At 62.3% G+C, this 21,493-nt stretch carries 24 protein-coding genes; 7 read left to right on the top strand and 17 right to left on the bottom strand.

Annotation, left to right across the window (positions count from 1 at the left end; all coding sequences use genetic code 11):
* Nucleotides 1-60: 60 nt before the first annotated feature.
* From QZZ02_RS05260 to QZZ02_RS05250, 3 genes are all read left to right on the top strand, one after another.
* On the top strand, nt 61-1,020 hold the full coding sequence (locus tag QZZ02_RS05260) for a M20/M25/M40 family metallo-hydrolase (protein ID WP_291842841.1): 960 nt from the start codon (nt 61-63) through the stop codon (nt 1,018-1,020).
* A gap of 152 nt (nt 1,021-1,172) precedes the next feature.
* Nucleotides 1,173-1,640 (top strand): hypothetical protein, encoded by a 468-nt coding sequence (locus QZZ02_RS05255; protein WP_291842840.1) that lies wholly within the window; start codon nt 1,173-1,175, stop codon nt 1,638-1,640.
* Nucleotides 1,637-1,846 (top strand): helix-turn-helix transcriptional regulator, encoded by a 210-nt coding sequence (locus QZZ02_RS05250; protein ID WP_291842839.1) that lies wholly within the window; start codon nt 1,637-1,639, stop codon nt 1,844-1,846. The genes QZZ02_RS05255 and QZZ02_RS05250 overlap by 4 nt, the downstream gene beginning before the upstream one ends.
* Before the next feature lie 5 nt (nt 1,847-1,851).
* Here QZZ02_RS05250 and QZZ02_RS05245 read toward each other — a convergent pair whose 3' ends face one another.
* The 7 genes from QZZ02_RS05245 to purC form a co-directional block, all read right to left on the bottom strand.
* Nucleotides 1,852-2,937: a radical SAM protein gene (locus QZZ02_RS05245; RefSeq protein ID WP_291842838.1), complete on the bottom strand. Its 1,086-nt coding sequence runs from the start codon at nt 2,935-2,937 to the stop codon at nt 1,852-1,854.
* Nucleotides 2,938-2,994: 57 nt separating this feature from the next.
* Nucleotides 2,995-4,269, bottom strand: coding sequence for a hypothetical protein (locus QZZ02_RS05240; RefSeq protein ID WP_291842837.1), 1,275 nt, complete (start codon nt 4,267-4,269; stop codon nt 2,995-2,997).
* Nucleotides 4,270-4,362: 93 nt separating this feature from the next.
* Nucleotides 4,363-6,603, bottom strand: coding sequence for a phosphoribosylformylglycinamidine synthase subunit PurL (gene purL / locus QZZ02_RS05235; protein ID WP_291842836.1), 2,241 nt, complete (start codon nt 6,601-6,603; stop codon nt 4,363-4,365).
* A 2-nt stretch (nt 6,604-6,605) separates the two neighbouring features.
* A complete protein-coding gene (gene purQ, locus QZZ02_RS05230; protein ID WP_291842834.1) occupies nt 6,606-7,268 on the bottom strand; it encodes a phosphoribosylformylglycinamidine synthase subunit PurQ in 663 nt (220 codons plus the stop codon).
* 15 nt (nt 7,269-7,283) lie between these two features.
* On the bottom strand, nt 7,284-7,523 hold the full coding sequence (gene purS / locus QZZ02_RS05225; RefSeq protein ID WP_291842833.1) for a phosphoribosylformylglycinamidine synthase subunit PurS: 240 nt from the start codon (nt 7,521-7,523) through the stop codon (nt 7,284-7,286).
* 198 nt (nt 7,524-7,721) lie between these two features.
* On the bottom strand, nt 7,722-8,702 hold the full coding sequence (locus tag QZZ02_RS05220; RefSeq protein WP_291842832.1) for an alpha/beta hydrolase-fold protein: 981 nt from the start codon (nt 8,700-8,702) through the stop codon (nt 7,722-7,724).
* Between the two features lie 209 nt (nt 8,703-8,911).
* The gene (gene purC, locus QZZ02_RS05215) at nt 8,912-9,688 is read right to left on the bottom strand and encodes a phosphoribosylaminoimidazolesuccinocarboxamide synthase (RefSeq protein WP_291842831.1); all 777 of its coding nucleotides are present in this window, start codon (nt 9,686-9,688) and stop codon (nt 8,912-8,914) included.
* Between the two features lie 257 nt (nt 9,689-9,945).
* Here purC and QZZ02_RS05210 point away from each other — a divergent pair, with 257 nt between their 5' ends.
* Nucleotides 9,946-10,269, top strand: coding sequence for a DUF1476 domain-containing protein (locus tag QZZ02_RS05210; RefSeq protein WP_291842830.1), 324 nt, complete (start codon nt 9,946-9,948; stop codon nt 10,267-10,269).
* 180 nt (nt 10,270-10,449) lie between these two features.
* Here the strand turns inward: QZZ02_RS05210 and QZZ02_RS05205 are convergent, their stop codons facing one another.
* From QZZ02_RS05205 to QZZ02_RS05185, 5 genes are all read right to left on the bottom strand, one after another.
* Nucleotides 10,450-10,914: a thioredoxin family protein gene (locus QZZ02_RS05205; RefSeq protein WP_291842829.1), complete on the bottom strand. Its 465-nt coding sequence runs from the start codon at nt 10,912-10,914 to the stop codon at nt 10,450-10,452.
* A gap of 45 nt (nt 10,915-10,959) precedes the next feature.
* Nucleotides 10,960-11,520 (bottom strand): pyridoxamine 5'-phosphate oxidase family protein, encoded by a 561-nt coding sequence (locus QZZ02_RS05200; protein ID WP_291842828.1) that lies wholly within the window; start codon nt 11,518-11,520, stop codon nt 10,960-10,962.
* Between the two features lie 164 nt (nt 11,521-11,684).
* Nucleotides 11,685-12,983: an adenylosuccinate lyase gene (purB, locus tag QZZ02_RS05195; RefSeq protein WP_291842826.1), complete on the bottom strand. Its 1,299-nt coding sequence runs from the start codon at nt 12,981-12,983 to the stop codon at nt 11,685-11,687.
* A gap of 248 nt (nt 12,984-13,231) precedes the next feature.
* On the bottom strand, nt 13,232-13,594 hold the full coding sequence (locus QZZ02_RS05190; protein WP_291842825.1) for a DUF559 domain-containing protein: 363 nt from the start codon (nt 13,592-13,594) through the stop codon (nt 13,232-13,234).
* Nucleotides 13,595-14,634: 1,040 nt separating this feature from the next.
* On the bottom strand, nt 14,635-15,597 hold the full coding sequence (locus QZZ02_RS05185; RefSeq protein WP_291842824.1) for an IS1595 family transposase: 963 nt from the start codon (nt 15,595-15,597) through the stop codon (nt 14,635-14,637).
* A gap of 111 nt (nt 15,598-15,708) precedes the next feature.
* Here QZZ02_RS05185 and QZZ02_RS15045 point away from each other — a divergent pair, with 111 nt between their 5' ends.
* Nucleotides 15,709-15,912, top strand: a complete 204-nt coding sequence (locus QZZ02_RS15045) for a DUF6471 domain-containing protein (RefSeq protein ID WP_366511500.1) — start codon at nt 15,709-15,711, stop codon at nt 15,910-15,912.
* On the opposite strand, the gene QZZ02_RS05180 is transcribed toward QZZ02_RS15045, so the two are convergent.
* Nucleotides 15,863-16,315 carry a hypothetical protein gene (locus QZZ02_RS05180; protein ID WP_291842823.1) on the bottom strand — a complete coding sequence of 151 codons (453 nt, stop codon included), beginning with the start codon at nt 16,313-16,315 and terminating at the stop codon, nt 15,863-15,865. The two genes, QZZ02_RS15045 and QZZ02_RS05180, sit on opposite strands and share 50 nt — an antisense overlap.
* A 491-nt stretch (nt 16,316-16,806) precedes the next feature.
* The gene (locus tag QZZ02_RS05175) at nt 16,807-18,033 is read right to left on the bottom strand and encodes a threonine synthase (protein ID WP_291842822.1); all 1,227 of its coding nucleotides are present in this window, start codon (nt 18,031-18,033) and stop codon (nt 16,807-16,809) included.
* A gap of 103 nt (nt 18,034-18,136) precedes the next feature.
* On the opposite strand from QZZ02_RS05175, the gene QZZ02_RS05170 reads away from it, so the two are divergent.
* Nucleotides 18,137-18,571 (top strand): hypothetical protein, encoded by a 435-nt coding sequence (locus QZZ02_RS05170; protein ID WP_291842821.1) that lies wholly within the window; start codon nt 18,137-18,139, stop codon nt 18,569-18,571.
* A gap of 43 nt (nt 18,572-18,614) precedes the next feature.
* Entirely contained in the window at nt 18,615-19,007 is a 393-nt protein-coding gene (locus QZZ02_RS05165) for a VOC family protein (RefSeq protein WP_291842820.1), read from the top strand.
* A 211-nt stretch (nt 19,008-19,218) separates the two neighbouring features.
* On the opposite strand, the gene radC is transcribed toward QZZ02_RS05165, so the two are convergent.
* From radC to QZZ02_RS05150, 3 genes are all read right to left on the bottom strand, one after another.
* Complete coding sequence (gene radC / locus QZZ02_RS05160; RefSeq protein WP_291842819.1) at nt 19,219-19,899, bottom strand: DNA repair protein RadC; 681 nt, start codon at nt 19,897-19,899, stop codon at nt 19,219-19,221.
* A 3-nt stretch (nt 19,900-19,902) separates the two neighbouring features.
* Nucleotides 19,903-20,742: a type I methionyl aminopeptidase gene (map, locus tag QZZ02_RS05155; RefSeq protein WP_291842817.1), complete on the bottom strand. Its 840-nt coding sequence runs from the start codon at nt 20,740-20,742 to the stop codon at nt 19,903-19,905.
* A 118-nt stretch (nt 20,743-20,860) separates the two neighbouring features.
* A partial coding sequence (locus QZZ02_RS05150) for a M28 family peptidase (RefSeq protein ID WP_291842816.1) occupies nt 20,861-21,493 on the bottom strand: 633 nt, incomplete at its 5' end.

Raw genomic sequence — 21,493 nt, 5'->3', positions numbered from 1 at the left:
TGGGGCGGCTGACCCGCGCATGGCAATCTGGCTGACATCTTTGTGAACCGGGGGTTTTCCATGCGTGCCATTCTGGCTTCTTCCATGTTTTCCGCGATCCTGCTGACGACGGCCTGCACGGCGATCCAGCCCGCAAACCAGGTCGCGGACTGGTCGCTTGACCGACCGCAATTGCTTGCCGATCTGCGTGTCCTGGCTGCCGATGACATGGAGGGCCGCGAGGTCGGAACCGACGGCAATGCCCGTGCCCGCGCCTATATCGTTGAACGGCTGGAGATGATGGGGCTGGCCCCGGTCGGCGACAGCTATGAGCACGGCTTTTCATTCGAAATGCGGCGCACGGGCGAGAAGGTAGACGGGGTCAATATCCTGGCCCGCATTGACGGGACCAGCGACAGCGCGCGAACCATGGTTGTCTCGGCCCATTACGATCATGAGGGCATGCGGGGCGACCAGATATGGAATGGCGCCGACGACAATGCCTCCGGGGTTGCCTCCGTCCTCGCGGTGGCCGAGATGTTCCTTGCCGAACCGCCCGAGCATGATGTCATCTTCGCCTTTGTCGACGCCGAGGAGCGCGGCCTGCAGGGCGCGCGTGCCTTCGTCGCCAACCCGCCCATCCCGATCGAGAACATCACCTTCAACCTGAATATGGACATGGTCGCCATGTCGAGCGACCGCATCCTGTGGGCGGTCGGCACGTACCATTATCCCTTTCTGACGCCGATCGTCGAAGACGTGGCCGGTCGGGCGACGGTCGACATGCCGATGGGCTATGACGAGCCCACCGATGAGCCGGGCGGGGACTGGACCAATCTGACCGATAGTGGCGCCTTTCACGCCGTCGGCATTCCCTTCATCTATCTCGGTGTCGATTTCCACCCGCACTATCACCAGCCAACCGATACCTATGAGAACATGACGCTGGATTTCTTCCAGGATGCCAGTGAGGCGATCGCCGACTTTGCGCGTCAGTCAGACGCGAATCTCGACATGATCGGTGAAGCGTCCGGGCGCTGATTTCGCTCCGGCGTTGACGATCTGAAACAGGCCCGGTGCGTGCGCCGGGCCTGTTTCATCCCCGGAGCGAGTTGGGAATTATACGTCCCAAGTTGACACCTTGAGGTATCATTGTGTATATCACAGGTATCGAAGTCGCTCCGGAGCCAATCATGTCTTTCTTCTCACCCCGCAATCGCGCCGAGGCCGGTGACCGGCTCGCCGGCATGACCGGCTGGGCCGCCGCCCTGGCCGCCCTGGTCTACGCCCTGAACGTGGTTCAGGCGCTGACCGGGCCGCCCATGTCGAACTATCTGAATGATGCCGGGCTGATTGGCAGTCTGCTGATTGTCCTGGTCTTCCTGCCGAGCTTCTTCATCATCAAGCGACGGCTTGGCGGTCCGCCGGTCAATCCGTGGAAGGAAGACGGCTTCATGAGCCAGGCGATCCGGCGGGCAGCGCTCACCGGTTTCGCCACGACCTTCCTTGCAATGAGTGTGTTGACGATGCTGGACGGGCTGGTGCTCGAGCGGATTGCAGCGGACGTCCTGCTTGACCTGGTCCTGACCATCGCCCTGGCCAGTTTTGCTCTGTCCTTTTTCCTCTTCAGCCGGGACAGCGACCCGGGAGAGACGCTGTGAGTGCGCCGCTGACCAACCGGCTGCGTGTGCTGAGAGCCGAGACCGGGATGAGCCAGTCCGACCTGGCTGACGCCATCAACGTGTCGCGCAAGACCATCAGCACGATCGAGGTCGGACGCTTTGTGCCATCAACCGTGATTGCCCTGCGTCTGGCTCGTCATTTCAGGGTCCCGGTCGAAGACGTGTTCGCGTTGGCCGAGGGCTGACCCTCTCATTCGGCCGCGAGGCGCCGCTGGCTGCTGAGCTGCGGACCCATGAAAATGTTCTGCCAGACTGAAAACGCCTCGGCCCAGGCCTGTCGGGCATTGTCCTGCCCGGCAGACTGGCGCAACTGGCGGACATAGCTGCCCATGCCGGCGGCATAGGTGCGGCACGCGCTGCAGTCGAGATTGGGGTTGCCGCACTTCTGGGCACTGACGGACCGGTCGATCTGGTGATGGCGGTGCCATCCGTCGGCGCGGAAGGAGCAGTCGGTGGCGATCCCCTCGGCATCCAGCGCGTAGGGCGCCGGTGAGGCGGTAATCCACCGGTCGTAATCCATGGAGTAGAGGACGGTGTCCGGCCAGGTCTCCAGCACGGATTTCAGAACGGTCCTGCAGCGCGCGAACGCGGTCTCGTCGAGCAGGAGATTGTCGTCCGGCGTGGAGAAGCGGAAATAGTCGCTGCGGTCGCCGGCCTGCTCGGCCAGTCGGGTCAGATAGTCACCGGTCGGGCTGTAGTAATTGAAGCTGATGGGAACGCCGGCAGTCGCGCACCGCGCCACCATCGGCGCGATCTCGTCAATATTCTGGGCGTTGATCGTGTAGATGAAGAGGGCACGCGGATCGCCGGCATAATTGCGAAAGGCCTTGTTGTTGACGCTGGCACCGCGCACCCGGTCAGCCGTGTCGTCATCGCCCCAGAGCGAGATGTGCAGCCGGTAGGGAATGTCTGCCGGAATGCGCCGCGTCCCGTTGGTAAAGACCATGCCCCAGGGAATTTCGGCCGCCGCCGCGCGAATGCGGTCAAGGTAGAGGGAGGGTTCGGCGCCCGCGAGGAAGGCATAATTCACCCCCCGCCCGCGCTCCGCCCTGAAGAAGGCCTGCCAGTCGGACAGGACAGACGTATCCGCCTGGATGTTGGAGGCTTCGCCGGAAAAATAGAAACAGCCCTCACAGCGCAGATTGCACGTGGAGGCCACATCATAGCCCGATGACCGCAAGTCGGCGCCAAAGCGCAGCATGCGGACCAGGCTGCGCCGGTCCATCGCCGTGGGGCGGCGATTATCTGCCTGCAGTTCTGTGGACGACGAGGCCAAGCGCCAACTCCTAGATGATTCCCCTTGGCTGCAAGCCTATCATGAGGCAATTTTTAGTTAAACGGGCTTCAGGGCGCCGTCTGTCAGGCTGTCCAGCACGGTCAGGATAATGTTGTGGCGCGCCGTATTGCGGCACGGGCAGAGCCGGACCCCATCGCGTCCGTCCAGCAGCATGGCGTGGGCCCGGTCTATGGCCATGTCCTCGGCAAAATGGAGCGTGATGTCCGGCCGCTTGCGGTACTGGCCGATGATCGCGTGCACCGGCTCGGTGAAATCGCCCGGTCCGGCCCGCGCCACGGTCCGACGTGAGACGACCGGTACCCGTGTATCGCCCAGCTCGGCCAGGTCGTCGGGATGGCATACCGTGCCCCCCGAGATCACGACGATCCGGTCTGCGCCCAACTCAAGCCCGTAGCGCAGGCTCGCATAGCCGCCGCCGGAGGTGCCGATAACCAGCAATTCCCCGCCGACCTCCGGGACGGCGAGGGGCCTCAGGGCGTCAATCGTGGCGTGTGCGGTCGATCCAAGCGAGGCGATGCCACAGGCGAAGGCAAATCGGCTGGGGTCACGCAGGAAGATGGTCCGGTAGCCGGCTTCGGCGAGCAGTCGGTCGAAAATGGAGATCGGCAATCCGCTTACACGTTCGGCCAGGCCGGTGAAAATGATGGCCGTATGCGGGCCGGAACCGCGATCGGAAACGGCCATGTCACGCGGTCGATCGTCGAGAATGGCCCGGTCAGGGGGCGGCGCTTTCTGGAGGCGTGCCAGCAGGCGGAGCGCCTCGTCGATACGTTCCTGGGTGAAGCTTTGGGGCGCCCGGCCATGCAGTTCGGCCAAAGCCGTTTGCGCGCTGTGGAAATCCCCATCCAGCGCGCTTTGAAGCGACGCGGCGACTTCCTCGGCATAGCTGACGGACGGCCGTTCCTCGCGTGGCTGGCTTGTCACCTGCAAGGTGGCCTGGGACCAGTCGCGCGCGAGCTTGCTGACTGATGCGTCGCGACGGTCGATCCGCTTTGTATAGTGATCCGGCTCGACCTCGATGCGATGATGGGCCTTCAGGCGGTTGCAGAAAGTCCGGAAGGTGGCGGAATCGGAACAGGCGGTTTCGATCGCCCGCAGGAGCGGGGCGACAGCATCATCCTGCGCGGGCCGGGACAGGTTGGCAAAGATGCGCTCCAAAGGGTGTAGCCGGTCGGGGCAGGCGTCCGTGAATCGGTTGATCGCGACCGTGGCGCCCCGCAAATCTCCATGCCGGATGTGCAGTACGGCTTGGTCGATCCAGTGCTCGGGATCAACGGGTGGCCCCTGTCGTGGCGCTGCTGGGTCTGCCATCGAAATTTGCCCCATCACTTCACGCCCGCCTAGGTGGTGCGTAACTTCAAACTATAGGAAAATCAGGCACAACTAGCAATTGCCGCCGCGATGCTACTCTGCGGCTTCGACCAGCTGGTCCATCAGCGCAGGCATCCAGCCTTCCCAGGCCGCACGCAGGCGATCCAGTTCCAGCGGGTGGGCGCCATTAACGGTGACCGCCGTGCCGCCGGCGAGGCCGACCACATGCACCGGCACATCATCGGCCTTGGCGTCCTGCAGGATGGCGATGGCGTCTTCCTTGGCGGCCGCCAGCAGATAGCGTCCCTGGTCCTCGCCGAAGAGATAGCCATGCATGGGCACATTGCCTTCATGGGCGAGCTTGATGCCCATATCCGAGGCCAGCGCCATGTCGGCCGCCGCACAGGCAAGACCGCCATCGGACAGGTCGTGACAGGCCGACAGGCGGCCGGCACGGATCTGGCCGCGCACGAAATCGCCATGGGCTTTCTCGGCGTCGAGATCGACCAGCGGTGCGCCGCCATCCTCGCGGCCCTCGATGACCTTGAGATAGACCGAGGCGCCCAGCGCGCCTTCGGTTTCGCCGACGACCAGCAGGATATCGCCTTCGCGCATGCCACCGAAATGGGCGCGCTTGGCCATGTCCGGGATCAGCCCGACACCGCCGATGGCGGGCGTCGGCGGGATCGCCACACCATTGGTCTCATTGTAGAGGCTGACATTGCCGGACACGACCGGGAAGTCGAGCTTGGCGCAGGCTTCGGCCATGCCGTCGATACAACCGACAAACTGGCCCATGATCTCTTCACGCTCGGGATTGCCGAAATTCAGGCAATCAGTGATGGCGATCGGATCGGCACCGGTAGCGGTCAGATTGCGCCAGGCTTCGGCGACGGCCTGCTTGCCGCCCTCGAACGGGTTGGCAAAGCAATAGCGCGGTGTGCAATCGGTGGTGATGGCCAGCGCCTTGTTGGTGCCGTGCACGCGCACGATGGCGGCGTCCGACGGGTCCTCGGAGGAGGCGGTCGTGTCGGCCATGACGTGGCGGTCATACTGTTTCCAGATCCACGCTTTCGAGGCCATGTCGGGGCTCGACATGATCTTCAGCAGGACCTCGCCCATGTGTGATGGCTGGGCGACGTCCTTGGCATTGAGCTGGGCGCGCACTTCCGGCGCAAAATAAGGGCGCTCGTATTTCGGCGCGTCATCGGCCAGCGGCGCGACCGGGATATCGCACACGACCTCACCCTTGTGGGTGAGGACCATGCGGCCCGTATCCGTGGTCTCGCCGATCACCGCGACGTCCAGCTCCCACTTCTTGAAGATCTCGTAGGCGACGTCCTCGCGGCCCGGCTTCATGATGACCAGCATCCGCTCCTGGCTTTCCGAGAGCATCATCTCATAGGTGGTCATGCCGGTTTCGCGCTGGGGCACCTTGTCCATGTCGAGCGCGATGCCGATCCCGCCCTTGTCGGCCATCTCGACCGAGGAGGAGGTGAGGCCGGCAGCCCCCATGTCCTGGATGGCAGCGATGGCGTCGGTCGCCATCAGCTCGAGGCAGGCCTCGATCAGCTTCTTCTCCACGAAGGGGTCGCCGACCTGCACGGTGGGACGCTTCTCTTCGGACTGGTCGTCAAATTCCGCCGAAGCCATGGTCGCACCATGGATGCCGTCGCGGCCGGTCTTGGAGCCGACATAGACGATCGGCTGGCCCGGCTCGGCGCCGCGGGCGTAGAAGATATTGTCGGCCTCGGCCAGACCCACCGCCATCGCATTGACGAGGATATTGCCGTTATAGCCGGCGTGGAAATTGGTCTCGCCGCCCACCGTGGGCACGCCGACGCAATTGCCATAGCCGCCAATGCCGGCGACGACGCCGGAGACCAGCTGGCGGGTCTTCTTGTGCTCGGGTGCGCCAAAGCGCAGCGCATTCATCAGCGCCACCGGACGCGCGCCCATGGTGAAGACATCACGCAGGATGCCACCGACACCGGTCGCCGCGCCCTGATAGGGCTCGATGAAGGAGGGGTGGTTGTGGCTCTCCATCTTGAAGATGCACGCCATCTTTTTTCCATTCGGCCCGTCACCGATATCGATGACACCGGCATTCTCGCCCGGCCCCTGGATCACCTTCTCGCCCTTGGTCGGCAGCTTGCCCAAATGGGCGCGCGAGGACTTGTAGGAGCAGTGCTCGGACCACATGACCGAGAAAATGCCCAGTTCCACGAGGTTCGGCGCCCGGCCCAGACGGTCCAGGATGACGGCGTATTCGGCGTCATTGATACCGTGTTCCTTGACGATCTCGGCGGTGATGCCTTCGGCGTATTGGGTCATCGTCAAGCGCTCCCGAGAAGAGATTCAAACAGCGCCAGCCCGTCCGTGCCGCCATGGCCGTCGTCCACGGCGCGTTCCGGGTGGGGCATCATGCCCATCACATTGCCCTGCTCATTGATGATGCCGGCGATGTCGCGGGCAGACCCGTTGGGGTTCCTGCCATAGCGGAAGACGACCTGGCCTTCGCCCTCGATGCGGTCGAGCGTCTCGGTATCGGCGAAATAATTGCCGTCATGATGGGCGATCGGCACCAGCAGCTGGGCCCCGGCCTCATAGCGCGAGGTGAATTGCGTATTGGCGTTCTCGACGGTGAGCGGGGCTTTCTCGCAGACGAATTTCAGACCGGCATTGCGCATCAGCGCGCCCGGCAGAAGCCCGCTCTCGGTGAGGATCTGAAAGCCGTTGCACACGCCCAGGACCGGCGCGCCGGTCGCAGCATGGGCGACGATGGCCGGCATGATCGCCGAGCGCGAGGCCATGGCGCCGCAGCGCAGATAGTCGCCATAGGAAAACCCGCCGGGCACCATCACGAATTGGGTGCCTTCGGGCAGCTCGCTTTCCTGGTGCCAGACCATGGCCGGCTTTTGACCCGTGACCTTCTCGATCGCGTCGTGGGCGTCACGATCACAATTCGAGCCCGGGAAGACGATGACGGCGGATTTCATGAGCGCGGCCTCTCCCTACGCCAGCTCGATCGAGTAGCTCTCGATCACCGGGTTGGAGAGGAGTTTGGCGCACATCTCGTCGACGCGCTTGCGGGCCGCCTCGACATCATCGCCGGTCAGGTCCAGCTCGATCAGCTTGCCCTGGCGGGCCGCCGTGACTTCGTCATAGCCCATATTGTGCAGGGCGCCGGCAACGGCGGCTCCCTGGGGATCCAGGACGCCGGGTTTCAGGTAGACGTGGATTTTCGCTTTCACGGGCTCGACTCGCTTGTGCTGATCACGACATTTCGCCCCTGCATAAAGCGGAGTCGGCGTTGGTGCAATTCGCCGAGCGTGGTGATTCAGCAGGGCGGGGATGCAAGGTGTCAGATCTGCGCTCGCAAAGCCGGGAAGGCGGACCGCCGCGCAGCTGTCATGCGGTGCGCGGTCGGGAGGGGCTGTCGCCAGCCCCGGTCAATCGCCCCACTCAAATGGCGACGCGGATTCGCGCCGGTCCGAGTAAACGCCGGCAAGCCCGCGCATGAGGGCGGCCGGAAAGGCGCTCTCATGCTGTTCTCCGGGCAGGAGTTCGGCATTCAGGCGCAGATTGTCGTTCCGACGGGACCGCAAGGCATCGAAGAGCACGAAGACATCGGTCGCGAGCCCGAATGTGTGCTCGGCCTCGCCGGCTGCGAGGTAAACGCGTGTCTCGACCGGGTATTCGGTGTCACGCGTCGCGGCCTCGGCGCGCATCACCCAGCGCTCATGACGTGGCAAGAGCCAATCATCCCACCAGAGGGCGGGGGAGATGATGACATAGCGGTTGAACATGCCCGGGCGCTCCAGCAGTGCATAGGTGGCGCCGAGCCCGGACGTGGACTTGCCGACCAGGGCACGGTCGGACGGGGACACGTCATAGCGCGTCTCGACAAGCGGGATGATCACCGTTTCAAAGAAGTCGAAAAAGGCTTCGGCCCCGCCGGAGCCTTCCCAGTCCTGGCGTGAATTGTAGAGGAAATGGTTCTCGTCCGGCGTGAAGGCTGTCGGTGTATAGTCCCGTGTGCGGTCATATTCGTCGAAACTGTCGGCGCCATCTTCCTGATAGCCAATGCCGATGAAGTAACTCGACGGGATGAAGTCGAAATATTCCTGATTATAGGTCATCGACGCAGCCGGCGTGAAAAGCTGCCGGGCATCCAGAAGATAGATGCTGGAGGATTGCTCTCCCTCGGCGGGATCGCGCAGGGGTGGACGTATGTAAAGGCGGTAATCAATGCCGTTGGGCGCTGTCGGGAGGTCGAGCACCTCGACGGGATAGGGATAGTTGAAGTCCCGGCTTTCCAGGGTCTCGGCGAGTACCTCGATATCGAAATCCGCCCGGGTGTCTGTCTGGGCTTGGGCCATATCCGCTTGAATGGCGAGGCTGAGAGCCCCGGCCAGGATGGCGTGAATCATGTCGTTGTCCCCACTTCAATGGGCCCGAGCACCGACAATAACCGGTCGAACCGCTCGGGGAGTAAATCAGACAGGGGGCGGCTTTCTGAATTGTAATCATGGCGGGTCGGGTGACGCGCCGGTTTCGATATCCGCAACACCAATAAAAATGAAAAAAAAGGGGCGCGCCATTCGGCTGCGCCCCTCTTGTTCTGGCTATGCGGGTGAATCTACTTCGCCGCGTCGCCCTTGCCGACATCGCCATTGGCGGCACCCTGGCCGCTTTCCTTCATGATGCCCAGACGGCGGGCGACTTCTGCGTAGGCCTCGGTGACATTGCCCATATCGCGGCGGAAACGGTCCTTGTCCATTTTCTCGTTGGTCTCGAGATCCCACAGGCGGCAGCTGTCCGGGCTGATCTCGTCGGCCAGGACGGTGCGCACCATGTCGCCCTCGTAATGGCGACCGAATTCCAGCTTGAAGTCCACCAGGCGGATGCCGGCACCGGTGAACAGGCCACACAGGAAGTCGTTGACCCGCAGGGTCATCGCCATCATGTCGTCGATCTCCTGGTGGGTCGCCCAGTTGAAGGCCGTGATGTGCTCCTCGGAGATCATCGGATCGCCGAGCTCGTCCTTCTTGTAGTAGAATTCGACGATGGAGCGCGGCAATTGCTCGCCTTCCGGTACGCCGAGGCGCGTGCTGATGGAGCCGGCGGCGACATTGCGGCAGACCACTTCCAGGGGAATGATCTCGACCTGGCGCACCAGTTGTTCGCGCATGTTCAGGCGCTTGAGGAAATGGGTCGGGATGCCGATCCGGCCGAGGCCGAGCATGACATGCTCGGAAATCCGGTTGTTGAGCACGCCCTTGCCTTCCAGCGTCGCCTTTTTCTGGTTGTTGAAGGCGGTCGCGTCGTCCTTGAAATACTGGACGATAGTACCCGGCTCGGGACCCTCATAAAGGATCTTGGCCTTGCCTTCGTAAATCATCTTGCGGCGGGACATGAGCAGCGCTCCAGCGTCAGAACCGGAAGCCCCCAGCGGACGCCCGGCCGTGAAAAAGCACGACGCGGCCCGAATCGAAGACCGGACCGCGTATCGGAGAGTGAAAATATCCCTCGCGGCCCTGCGGTGCAATCTCTTGTCGCGGTGCGGCATGAAGCCTGTGCGAGCTTCAGCGCAAAGATTGATTTGGCCGGACGGCCAAGCTACTCAACGAGGCAACACAACCGTCCATCAGGACCGTCTTCAGGGAGAGACCCATGTCGGGCATCGACGACCGCGAAAAAGGCTTCGAGAACAAGTTTGCCCACGATCAGGAGATCGAGTTCAAGGCGACGGCCCGTCGCAACAAGCTGCTGGGCCTGTGGGCTGCCGAGCTGCTCGGGATTGAAGGCCAGGAAGCCGAGGCCTACGCCAAGTCGGTGATCGTGGCCGATTTCGAGGAGGCCGGCGATGACGACGTTTTCCGCAAGGTGCGCGCCGATCTCGATGCCAAGGGCGTCGACCTGTCAGACCATCTCCTGCGCAAGCAGATGGACGACCTTATGGTCACGGCACGCGAACAGATCCGCTCGCAGGGCTGATGCCGACCGGTTTGACTGACGAAAAAGCCCCGGCCTGGCCGGGGCTTTTTTTGTGACCCCTCACCCGGCCCTCCGGGCCACCCTCTCCCGCAAGGGGAGAGGGCGTTCTTGCCAGCGGCGCACTCATACGCCTTCTCCCCTCGCGGGAGAAGGTCCCCGTAGGGGGGATGAGGGGGCAGCTCAGACGCCTTCCGCTTCCAGCCGCTCGACCACGTGCAGCCAGCGATCCAGCGCTTCGCGAATCTGGTCGCGGTCGTAATCCATGGTGATCATCTCGAAGACCTGGCCCGTTTCGCGATCGATCAGCAGCATGAAGCCGGTCGAACCGGCGGCCTCGCTGTAAATCCCTGACAAGCCCTCGGCTTCGGCCAGCTCGGCCAGGCTGTCGCGACGGCCCAGCGTGAAGTCGAACTTTACCCAGCCGATGGCCGCGTCCTCGTATTCCGTGCGGACATCCTCGACGCGCGGCTCGATGATGCGGCAGGCCGAGCACCAGGAGGAGCGGAACATGGCGGCGACCAGGCGCGGCTCTGTTGCGGCCGTCTCGGCAATCTCGGCCTCGGCAGCCCCGTCCCAGCTGGAGCGGAAAAAGTTCGGCGCCATGAAGACGGCGAGGGCGGCGATGAGGATCAGGCTGATGCGCATGGAACGGCTTTCATGGAACGGTGTCGAAGGGTGGCTGGCCGGGAGTTAGCCCGTCTGCCCGGGCCTGACCAGTCCCGGCAGTCCGTCGATCGAGACGGCATTGGACTGGTAGCGGCGCTCCGTCCACTCCGTGTCCGTACGGTGGGCATTGACGCGCACCAGCTGGTCACGTTCGCCGGCATATTCGTAAAACGGCACACCCCAGCCGCAGCTGTCCTGGATCCGGTCGATCGTCGCGGTGAAGATGGTGCGCGCCTTGGGGAAGTCCGGGAAGAGGGCGAGCCTGTCGGCAAAGCCCGGCTCGTCGAAGGATACCGCCTCGGCCTGGCCGTAGAGGCGCAGGATATTGGCCGCCCCTTCAAAGGCGCAGAACATGAAGGTGATGCGGCCATTCTGGCGGACATGGGCCAGGGTCTCGATGCCCGATCCGCCGAGATCGAGATAGGCGACCTCATTGGGCCCCAGGATGCGGAAACTGTCATAGCCCTTGGGCGACAGGTTCACATGCCCGCCGTCTCCCGACGGAGCCGTGGCAACAAAGAACATCTGCTGCTTCTCGATGAAGGCGCGGATGCGGTCGTCGATTTGGGGGTGAGTCTTGGCCATGGCGGCAATGTAGGCGGGCGCTGGCTGGGCCGCCAGAGGCAGGCACGGTTTTCTGCCCCCGCTTGGGAGTTTTGTGGGGACAGGTACAATTAACGGCACGCGTTAATAGTACCTGTTCCCATTGTACGCCGGACCTCCCCCGCAGGCGGGGGAGGAAAGGGGCGTCAGCCAAACACCCGCGCGAAAATCGTGTCGACATGCTTCATGTGATAGGCCTCGTCAAAACAGGCCTCGATCTGCTCGTTTGAGAGCAGGGCGGTGACGCCTTCATCGGCCTTGAGGTGATCGACCAGCATGCCGCCCTCATCCCAGGTCTTCATGCCGTTGCGCTGGACGAGGCGATAGCTGTCCTCACGCGAGGCGCCGGCCTGGGTCAGGGCCAGCAGGACACGCTGGGAGTTATGGATACCGCCATAGGCGTTGAGATTTTCCGCGCAGCGGTCGGCATGCACGATCAGCTTTTCGATCATGCTGGCCGTGCGGTGCAGGGCAAAATCGAGATGGACATTGGCGTCCGGACCGATGCCGCGCTCGACCGAGGAGTGCGAGATGTCGCGCTCATGCCAGAGGGCAATATTCTCCATCGCCGGCACCACGGCCGAGCGCACGAGGCGGGCCTGGCCGGTGAGGTTTTCCGTGAGGATCGGGTTGCGCTTGTGCGGCATGGCCGACGAGCCCTTCTGGCCCGGCGAGAAATATTCCTGCGCCTCGCGCACTTCCGAACGCTGCAGATGGCGCACCTCGATGGCGATATTCTCGATCGCCGAGGCAATCAGGCCCAGCACGGCGAAATAATTGGCATGACGGTCGCGCGGGATGACCTGGGTGGAGACCGGCTCGACGGTCAGGCCCATCTGTTTGGCGACATGTTCTTCCACGGCCGGATCGATATTGGCGAACGTGCCAATCGCGCCGGAAATGGCGCAGGTCGCGATCTCCTCGCGGGCAGCGACCAGGCGGGCGCGGTTGCGGTCGAACTCGGCGTAGAAGCGGGCGAATTTGAGACCCATCGTGGTCGGCTCGGCATGGATGCCGTGCGAGCGGCCGATGCAGGCGGTGAACTTGTGCTCTTGTGCGCGCGTCTTCAGCGCCGCCAGCACCCGGTCCATGCCCTCCAGCAGGAGATCGGCGGACTGTTTCATCTGCACCGCCAGGCAGGTGTCCAGCACGTCCGAGGAGGTCAGCCCCTGGTGGACGAAACGGCTCTCCTCGCCGACATGCTCGGCCAGATGGGTGAGGAAGGCGATGACGTCATGCTTTACTTCGCGCTCGATCTCATCGATCCGCGCCACGTCGAACTCGACGTCTTTCGCTTTCCACACCGCGTCGACCGCCGATTGCGGCACCACACCCAGCTCGGCCAGCTTTTCCGTCGCGTGCGCCTCGATCAGATACCAGATCTTGTACTTGTTCTGGTCCGACCAGATGGCGGCCATTTCCGGACGGGTATAGCGGGGGATCATGAGCGGGCTCCGCGCGATGTGAGACAGAAGCGCGGGGGATGCGACGGAAATGGCGCGGGGTCAAGATTGGGGGGTGCAGGGGAGGTGTGCGGGATACTGCCGGGCCGCGGGCGCGTGGCAGTTTTCCTTCGCCCCTCATCCGCCCCTTCGGGGCACCTTCTCCCCGGTCGGGGAGAAGAAGACGCACCACCTCTCCCCGACCGGGGAGAGGAATTAAAGGTGAGGGGCGCGCAGCGACAGCTGCGCCATCAAAGAATCGCGTTCCGGCGTTGAGCCAGATGTACGGCCTCACCGATGACCTCCATGACAGCGTCGATATCCGTCAGAACGTCGTGGTTCCAGAAGCGCAAGACCTCAAAGCCTTCGCGTTCCAGCCAGGCGGTGCGCCGGGCATCATAGTCTTCCTGGTCGCCATGTTGGCCGCCATCAGCCTCGATCACGATCGATAGCTCTTTGCACAGGAAGTCTGTGATGAAAGGCCCGACAGGGACTTGCCGCCGGAATTTGGCGCCGTGGAGCTGGCGCCCGCGCAGCCGGGCCCACAGCCGGGCTTCAGCCGGTGTCTGCTCGCGACGCAATTGCCGGGCGCGCTCTCGGTGCGGGTGACGCATGGTGAGAGGCTACCGCGCCGGTTTGCAATGCCGATGTGATCCCGGTTATGGAGGTCAGGTTTTTGATCGCCCCTCATCCGCCCCTCCGGGGCTCCTTCTCCCCGGTCGGGGAGAAGGAGACGGCAGCTCGTCCCCATGTATCAACAGCACCAAGACGTGGGGTGCTGCTTTTGATATGCTTTGGGTAGTTTAGGCAGAAGAGGAGATGGGGTAGATTTGGGGTATGATAAATAGACCGCCGACAGAAGAAGAAAAGTTTACGTTTCTCTGCAATGCTATAGGCGCATTAGCCTATAAACTTACAGGGGAGGTGCTTGAGGTGCCGATTAATTTGCATGGACGTGGTGAGCGCGACCAAGTATTTACTCTAGGTATCTCGGCTTCCGTACTTCCTTCTTATCGTCGTCAGACAGTTGGGCAAAAGCTTTTTCAGTCTCCCTGTCACAGTGATGCCAGCGAGAAAGAAGGCCCCCAAGACGCTTAGCGTCTGGCCACTTGTGGTCATCTATCGTCTCAATTGCGGTTCCAGCTCTTTCAACAGGAAGCTTGGTGTATCCGTCTACCGAGCACATTTCAGGATTCCCACGGAGCAGCGCTCCATATCGCACTACCAAAGCGGCGACTTCTTTTAGCTCTCGGTCAACCGCTTCGAATTCCTTCCGCAAACTAATGTATTGAGCTACGTCCATATCTCTCCCCTAAATTGCCATGTCAGACCACGCTATCAGTGCGCTAAAGAAAAAGCGATCCGAACTGGCCGGAGAGCTAGAGCGGGTGAAGTCCGATTTGCGGGCCATAGACCGCGCTCTGCTGGTGTTTGGGTTCGAGGATATCGAGAGTATCGAGCCGCGCAGAAAGCCCGTGAGAGCGCGCCTGTTCCGCTCTGGTGAGCTGGTCGCCTTAATTGGTGAGGCAGAGCGCGCGGGCCTTGAGAGCAATGCCGACATTGCCGCTTGGATTGTCGAGCGTAGGGGCTGGGATCAGGTGAGACTTAAGCGCGTGCACCAATCCGTGAAGGATAGGCGAAAGCCTAGCGCGAACTAAGCCGCACCACGCTGCCAGTATCCCTTGAACGCCCGGCTCACCGGGGCGGACATAGCGGCGCTCACCGTGCGACCCACCAGGGCGCCGTTATCTTCTTCGCGGTGGTCTTCCAGCCATGCGGCATGATTGGCGTACTGGTAGAGGTATTTCGGGCTAACGAAGTGGTGCTGCCCGCGCACCATGCGGCGCAGGCGAGAGAAGAAGCTTTCCGCCATGTTCGTGCTGTTGCCATTCAGCGAATAAGCCTCTTGGTGATTGATCCGGCCCATGTCGAACTTGCGGGCCAGACCGTCCCAGTGGCGCGCCTCGTCAGCAAACAGGACAGAGCCAGGCGCAACGCGGTCATTCGCGTGCTGGACGCCTTGAGCTTCCGTCTTGGTTACAAAGGTCAGCGTCCGGCCCTTGCGCTCACGGATCACGATAACCGAACGGCGCTGGCCATTCTGGTTTTCAGCAAGGCGGCGGTCCTTGCGATCTTCGCGCTTGTTGGCGGGCTTCACGTGGCCACCAAAATACGCGCCGTCAATCTCGACCTCACCTGACACCGTGGCGTTTTCGTATTCGCCCTGCATGGCTTCACGCAGCTTGTGGCAGAGAACCCAAGCGGTCTTGTACTGCACATCCAGCTCGCGGCTCATCTGGACGGCGCTCTTACCCTTAGAGCTATTCACAAACAGGAAGATCGCGGCCAGCAGATCGGTGAAGTCCATCTTGCGGCTGGCGAAGATCGTGCCGGACGTAACCGAGAACTGGTGATAACAGGCCTTGCACTTGAACTTGCGGCGGGTGGCAATGTCGTAAGTCTCGATACAGCCACAACGCGGGCAAACCGCCTCGCCATCCGTCCCAGCCCAACGCATGGACTTGAACGCCTCATAAGCAGCTTCCTCGCCAGCCTTGTAGATGGCCTTGAGGGACATGGTGCGGGCTTGTGCAGAGAGAAGGAAGTGTTGCGCCATGTCGAAATCTCCATATTCAGTGCTGTTGTCACTAAATATGGTGATTATGCATGCCCTTGTCAATGAGATAATCACCGAATATGATGATTGTATAATCAGGAGGCGTGATTAATGTCAGATGTTGATTGGAACAAGCAGGCAAAAAATATCCTCCGGGCTGAGATGACCCGGAGGGATGTAAGCGTGAAACAGCTTGCAGAGATGATTGGAGAGAATGAACGCAGCTTGGCAAACAAGCTAAGTCGTGGATCGTTTACGGCTGGCTTTATGCTGCAGTGTTTGAGCGAGATTGGCGCGACTGACGTTCGGATTTAATTGCTTTTTCAAAAACGGCTTTGTCTTTTTTTGGAATAGAAAAATTCGCCATCCTATAAAATGATATTGGGTCGGATTTATTCTCCCCCAACATCACCGCTTCCATTTGGCACTTCTTTTTGTCGTTTTCTGAAATGCTGTAGCCGGGAATTTTACCGTCAAAGCGCAATTGCCGTATCATGTAGAGTACGGATGACGCGTCCCCCGTAGGTTCGCTATCCGAAATGGGCATTCCGGCCAGATCATGGCAAAGCTGGTGCAAGGTGTAGTGCGTCTGACCAGAAACTAGCCTTTGCCCCTTCAAGAATGGGACGGCTTCCCAAATCCAAGCAGCCAAGATCATGGCCAGACCGAGGCCGCCTCCCAGCCAAAACACCCAGCCCTGATAGTCGGGATCAATCATGCCAGACCCAACGCCGACAGCGAAACCGAACAGCCACCCACCAAAGGCAAGCGCAGCGCGTCTAAATAGCGTCCACATACCCGCACATTAGCGGCAGGCGAGATACGATCAATCACGGATAGAATGGGGACCGACATGCAAGGCACGCAAACGGCATTATCGCTAGAATTATTCGCCATCACTTTGCGCCTCCCGAAAGAGCAGACAGGAGTGACAAACGAAGATGTTTGCAGGCACCTAGAAGCAAGCGCCAAGCATTACGGAGATGACGACCCGGTGAGAGATGCCTTGTTGAGCTATCTTGCTGCACTCCAAGACGGAGAGCCTCACTAACCGTCTCTCTGGCTATCACTCGAATATCATCGGGCGAGATGTGATCAATCATCTCTCACCTCCTTGGTGCGGTTGATGGATAAGGGCGCGGCAGCTCCGCCTCTCCCCGACCGGGGAGAGGAATCAAAGGTGAGGGGCGCGCAGCGGCAGCTGCGCCACTAAAGACTCCCCCAATCCACCTCGCCATGCCGGTCCAGCGCCATCGCCCCGTCCGGCATCGCGTATTTCAGCCCGGACCCGCAATTGAACAGCACGCATTCCGCATCGCGTTCCAGCAAGCCGTCGCCCATTGCTTTCTCCATGGCAGCCAGCGTCGCAGCACCTTCCGGACAGAGCAACAGCCCGTCCTGTCGCGCACACCGCGTCCGGGCGGTCTCGATCGAGTCCTCCGAGACGGCGAGCGCGGCACCGCCGCTTTCCCGGACAGCGTCGAGGATCAGGAAATCACCGATCGCCTTGGGGACGCGAATGCCCATGGCGGCGGTCTGGGCGTCGAGCCATTCCTCGGCGTGCCTCGCGCCGTCCTCGTAAGCCTTGACGATGGGGGCACAGCCCTCGGCCTGGACGGCGAACATTTTCGGGCGTTCGGAACCGATCCAGCCGAGCTTTTCCATCTCGTCGAAGGCCTTCCACATGCCGATCAGGCCGGTGCCGCCGCCGGTCGGGTAGAAGATGGCGTCGGGCACGCGCCAGCCCAGCTGGGCGGCGAGTTCCAAGCCCATCGTCTTCTTGCCCTCGATCCGGTAGGGCTCCTTGAGGGTGGAGACGTCGAACCAGCCCATCCTGTCCTTGCCTGCGCCGACGAGGGCGCCGCAATGGTGGATGTATCCGTTGACCTTGAAGACCCGTGCGCCCTGCAGCGCCATCTCGCGCAGATTGGCTTCCGGCGTGTCTTCCGGCGCAAAGCACCAGCTCTCCATGCCCATGCGGCTGGCATAGGCCGAGAGGGCCGCGCCGGCATTGCCATTGGTCGGCATGGCGAGGCGTTTGAGGCCGTATTGGTGGGCCATGGCGACGGCGAGGGCGAGGCCGCGGGCCTTGAAACTGCCGGTCGGCAGGCGGCCCTCATCCTTGACCCAGACCTTGCCGGTCGCGCCGGAAGCCCTGGCCGTCGCGGGCACATCAATCAGCGGCGTGTCGATCTCGCCCAGGGCGCAGACATGCGCCTCATCGGCGACCGGCAGCAGCTCGCGCCATTTCCAGAACCCGCCCGCGCGCGCCCAGATCGCGCCGCGATCGGTCTCGGTCTTCATCTTCTCAAGGTCATAGCGCGCCAGCAGCGGCTTGCCGGCCTTCGACAGATTGTGCGGCTGGTCGGCCTCATGGCGCTCGCCGGTTTCCGAACACGCCAGATGGGTGAAGTAATGGGCGGGGGCTTGCATCATGGGGACGCTCCTTCTGGTTCGCGCCAGAGGCTAGGCGAGTGGCTCGCTGCGTCCAGCCCGCTTTTCATCTGTGCGAGCCAGCCGGACGTGACTAGATTGAGGCATGACCGAGATCTACGACCATGCCCTGCTGCGCGGACCGATGGATATCGCCTGTCCGCGCTGCGGCGGAAGGGCGGTCTTTTCGACCCGCCACGACAAGGCCTTGCCGGTCACGGTCAGGCGGGCGGACGGGACGATATTGACTGATAACCGGGACGGTCAGGTCGGCTGCACGGCCTGTGGTCATGCGGCATCGCACACGCTGGACTGGCCGGGCCAGGCCTGGTTCCAGGTCGAGTACCGGGGGCAGGTATTGTGGGCCAAGGATCGGGCCATGATGACCGAGATCCGCCGCTTCATCGCCGCCGGAGCCGACCGCAATGCCATCGGCAAGACCAGTGAGTGGTGGCGATATCTGCTGCGCATCCCGGCGATCTTCCTCAGCGCCCGGGCGCGTGATCCGATCCTCCGCAAAATCGACAAACGGCTGGCCTGAGCGGCTATTGCCGCTATCCTTGCGGACAATCATGGAGGTGAGCATGGCAAGGGTGATTGGTGTCGGCGGGATTTTCTTTCACAGCCCTGATCCATCCGCGTTGATGGCCTGGTATGCCGACAAGCTCGGTCTCGAGCTCAATGATTATGGCGGTGCCGATTTCCTGCACGCCGACGCCGGCAAAGCCTTCCCGAAAGGCGCCCGGACGATCTTCTCCGGCTTCAAGACCGGGACGGATTATTTCAAGCCGTCGGACAAGCCCTTCATGATCAATCTCATGATTGACGACATGGATTCGATGCTGGCGCGTCTGAAAGAAAAGGACGTGCCGCTGGAGGGTGAACCGCAGGATTTCGACTATGGCCGTTTCGCCTGGGTGATGGACCCGGACGGCACCAAGATCGAGCTCTGGCAGCCGATCGAGCCGGCGGGGTAGGGCTTTCCAGGCATTTCGTGCTGTTGTCATCCCGGAAGAATGCCCCGCGAAGGCGGGGCGCATATCCGGGACCTGTACGCTCATTCTGGCGGGCAATGGCGCCAATGGGTCCCGGCTCTACAGCCTGCCTGCGCAGGCTATCCGGCCGGGATGACAAGCGGTTCATGGTTCAATTCGCGCGCGGCGCGTTATTGCTCTACGCCCTCTACCATCACATCAAGCCCAGCGTCTTGAAGCTCGCCGTATTTTCCCGGCCGATCACCAGATGATCATGCACCGCGATTTCGAACGGTTTGCAGATCTCCATCAGTGTTCTTGTCATCTCGATATCGGCCTGGCTGGGCGTGGCGTCGCCGGAGGGGTGGTTGTGCACGAGGATGATGGCCGAGGCCTCGTGGGCGAGGGCGGCCTTGACCACTTCGCGCGGATAGACCGGGGCATGATCGATCGTGCCTTCACCGAGGACCTGGTCGGCGATCAGCTTGTTCTTGCGGTCTAGGAAGAGCACGCGGAACTGCTCGGTGGTGGCGTGCTGCATGGCGGTGCGGCAATAGGCGACCAGGGCCGACCAGGAGGTGATGACCGGCCGCCCGATCGCCTGTTCGCGGGCGAGCCGCTCGGCCAGTGGCTGGATCAGCTTGAGATCGGCGGCGACACGTTCGGAGACGCCCTTGATGGCGGTGAGGTCGCGGACGCTCGCCCCGGCCACACCGCCGAGATCCCCGAAACGGGCAATCAGCGCCTTGGCGATGGGTTTGGTGTCGCGGCGCGGGATGGAGCGGAAGAGGTAAAGCTCCAGCAATTCATAATCGTGAAGGGCCAGACCACCCGCTGAGGTTAGCTTTTCGCGCAGCCGGTCCCGGTGACCTGTATGCGGGGCCAGCTCGGTCATCGTCTAGCGGAGCGAATAGGGCGGCTTGTCGAGGCCCTTGGGCGAGGCGGTGAAGATCTCGACACCGGTCTCGGTGACGCCCACCGAGTGCTCGAACTGGGCCGACAGGGACTTGTCGCGGGTCACCGCCGTCCAGCCATCGGAGAGGACCTTCACGTCCGGTCGGCCGAGATTGAGCATCGGCTCGACGGTAAAGAACATGCCCGGCTTCAGCTCGGGGCCTTCGCCATGCTCGCCGAAATGCAGGACATTCGGGCTGTCATGGAAATTCTGGCCGAGGCCGTGGCCGCAGAAATCGCGGACGATGGAGCAGCGGCGCTCCTCGGCATAGTCCTGGATGATGGCGCCGATCGTGCCCAGCGTGACGCCCGGCTTGATCGCATTGATGCCGGCCATCATGGCTTCATAGGTCGTGTCGACCAGAAGCTCGGCCTTCCGGCGCGGCTCGCCGATCGTGTACATGCGGCTGGTATCGCCATGCCAGCCATCGACCACCACGGTGACGTCGATATTGACGATATCGCCCGCCTTGAGCGGCTTGGGGCCGGGAATGCCGTGGCAGACGACATGGTTGATCGAGGTGCACAGCGAGTGCCGGTAGCCGCGATAAAACAGCGTCGCGGGCACGGAATCATGGGCGAAGGCATAGTCCCGCGCCAGCTTGTCGAGATAGGCGGTCGTATTGCCCGGACGGGCATGCTCGACCAGCATGTCGAGGATTTCAGCGGCCAGTCGACCGGCCTTGCGCATGCCTTCGAACGCCTCCGGCCCATGCAGCTTGATGCGGCCATCGCGCGGACTGGCACTGTCGGTATCGGTCACGGTCTCGTAGGCAGTGGTCAAGTTCAGGCTCCCTTTGCCCAAGCTTATAAACAGGGCGCGCGCCGTTTGGAACGACGCGCGCCTGCATTTCTCAGCCATCCGGTCCCGGTCATTTGGCCGGGGGCGGGAAGATACGACCCTAGTCGGCGTCTTGGCCGAACAGATTGCCGAAGAAGCTGTCATCATTCCAGGCCGGCCGCTCGTCGCTGTCGGCGATTTCGCGGGCGATCATGTAGTTGATATTGGCAAACTTGGCGCCCTGTTCGAACAGGACTTCCAGCTCGCCGTCCAGCTGGTCGGTCTGGCGGTGATAATGGGTGTTCAGGAAGCCCATGAAGCCCTCGCCCTCGTCCCAGCGCGGGTCGGGTGAGGAGAAGCCGGTCATCAGGAAGAGGGCCGGCACGCCTTCACGCACGAAGTTGTAGTGATCGGAGCGCACGAAGAGCGACTGCTCAGGCAGCGGATCCTCGGACACTTCGATGCCCATGCGGGCCGCGGCACGGGTGGCGATCGGTCCGAGATTGGAGTGGTTCGAACCGAAGGCGATCACGTCGGCGAAGTCGTAGACGATGACCGGCATGTCGAGATTGACGTTGGCGACAATATTCTCGGCCGGAACCGTCGGATTGCGGGCGAAATGCTCGGAACCCAGCAGACCCTTTTCCTCGGCCGTCAGGGCGACGAACAGGACCGAGCGGCGCGGCGCACCTTGCTCGAGGAAGGTGCGGGCCGTTTCCAGCATGATCGAGACGCCCGAGGCATTGTCGACCGC

Source organism: Maricaulis sp., from assembly GCF_015665295.1.
In the GTDB taxonomy this organism is placed as follows: Bacteria; Pseudomonadota; Alphaproteobacteria; order Caulobacterales; family Maricaulaceae; genus Maricaulis.
This window is presented reverse-complemented; position numbering and strand designations above follow the sequence as displayed.

Bases quoted from the DNA above. Each gene is read 5' to 3' on its own strand.
- QZZ02_RS05260 (WP_291842841.1), top strand. From the start codon at position 61: ATGCGTGCCATTCTGGCTTCTTCCATGTTTTCCGCGATCCTGCTGACG.
- QZZ02_RS05255 (WP_291842840.1), top strand. From the start codon at position 1,173: ATGTCTTTCTTCTCACCCCGCAATCGCGCCGAGGCCGGTGACCGGCTC.
- QZZ02_RS05240 (WP_291842837.1), bottom strand. From the start codon at position 4,269: ATGGCAGACCCAGCAGCGCCACGACAGGGGCCACCCGTTGATCCCGAG.
- purL (WP_291842836.1), bottom strand. From the start codon at position 6,603: ATGACCCAATACGCCGAAGGCATCACCGCCGAGATCGTCAAGGAACAC.
- purQ (WP_291842834.1), bottom strand. From the start codon at position 7,268: ATGAAATCCGCCGTCATCGTCTTCCCGGGCTCGAATTGTGATCGTGAC.
- QZZ02_RS05220 (WP_291842832.1), bottom strand. From the start codon at position 8,702: ATGATTCACGCCATCCTGGCCGGGGCTCTCAGCCTCGCCATTCAAGCG.
- purC (WP_291842831.1), bottom strand. From the start codon at position 9,688: ATGTCCCGCCGCAAGATGATTTACGAAGGCAAGGCCAAGATCCTTTAT.
- QZZ02_RS05210 (WP_291842830.1), top strand. From the start codon at position 9,946: ATGTCGGGCATCGACGACCGCGAAAAAGGCTTCGAGAACAAGTTTGCC.
- QZZ02_RS05205 (WP_291842829.1), bottom strand. From the start codon at position 10,914: ATGCGCATCAGCCTGATCCTCATCGCCGCCCTCGCCGTCTTCATGGCG.
- QZZ02_RS05200 (WP_291842828.1), bottom strand. From the start codon at position 11,520: ATGGCCAAGACTCACCCCCAAATCGACGACCGCATCCGCGCCTTCATC.
- purB (WP_291842826.1), bottom strand. From the start codon at position 12,983: ATGATCCCCCGCTATACCCGTCCGGAAATGGCCGCCATCTGGTCGGAC.
- QZZ02_RS05190 (WP_291842825.1), bottom strand. From the start codon at position 13,594: ATGCGTCACCCGCACCGAGAGCGCGCCCGGCAATTGCGTCGCGAGCAG.
- QZZ02_RS05185 (WP_291842824.1), bottom strand. From the start codon at position 15,597: ATGGCGCAACACTTCCTTCTCTCTGCACAAGCCCGCACCATGTCCCTC.
- QZZ02_RS15045 (WP_366511500.1), top strand. From the start codon at position 15,709: ATGTCAGATGTTGATTGGAACAAGCAGGCAAAAAATATCCTCCGGGCT.
- QZZ02_RS05180 (WP_291842823.1), bottom strand. From the start codon at position 16,315: ATGATTGATCCCGACTATCAGGGCTGGGTGTTTTGGCTGGGAGGCGGC.
- QZZ02_RS05175 (WP_291842822.1), bottom strand. From the start codon at position 18,033: ATGATGCAAGCCCCCGCCCATTACTTCACCCATCTGGCGTGTTCGGAA.
- QZZ02_RS05170 (WP_291842821.1), top strand. From the start codon at position 18,137: ATGACCGAGATCTACGACCATGCCCTGCTGCGCGGACCGATGGATATC.
- QZZ02_RS05165 (WP_291842820.1), top strand. From the start codon at position 18,615: ATGGCAAGGGTGATTGGTGTCGGCGGGATTTTCTTTCACAGCCCTGAT.
- radC (WP_291842819.1), bottom strand. From the start codon at position 19,899: ATGACCGAGCTGGCCCCGCATACAGGTCACCGGGACCGGCTGCGCGAA.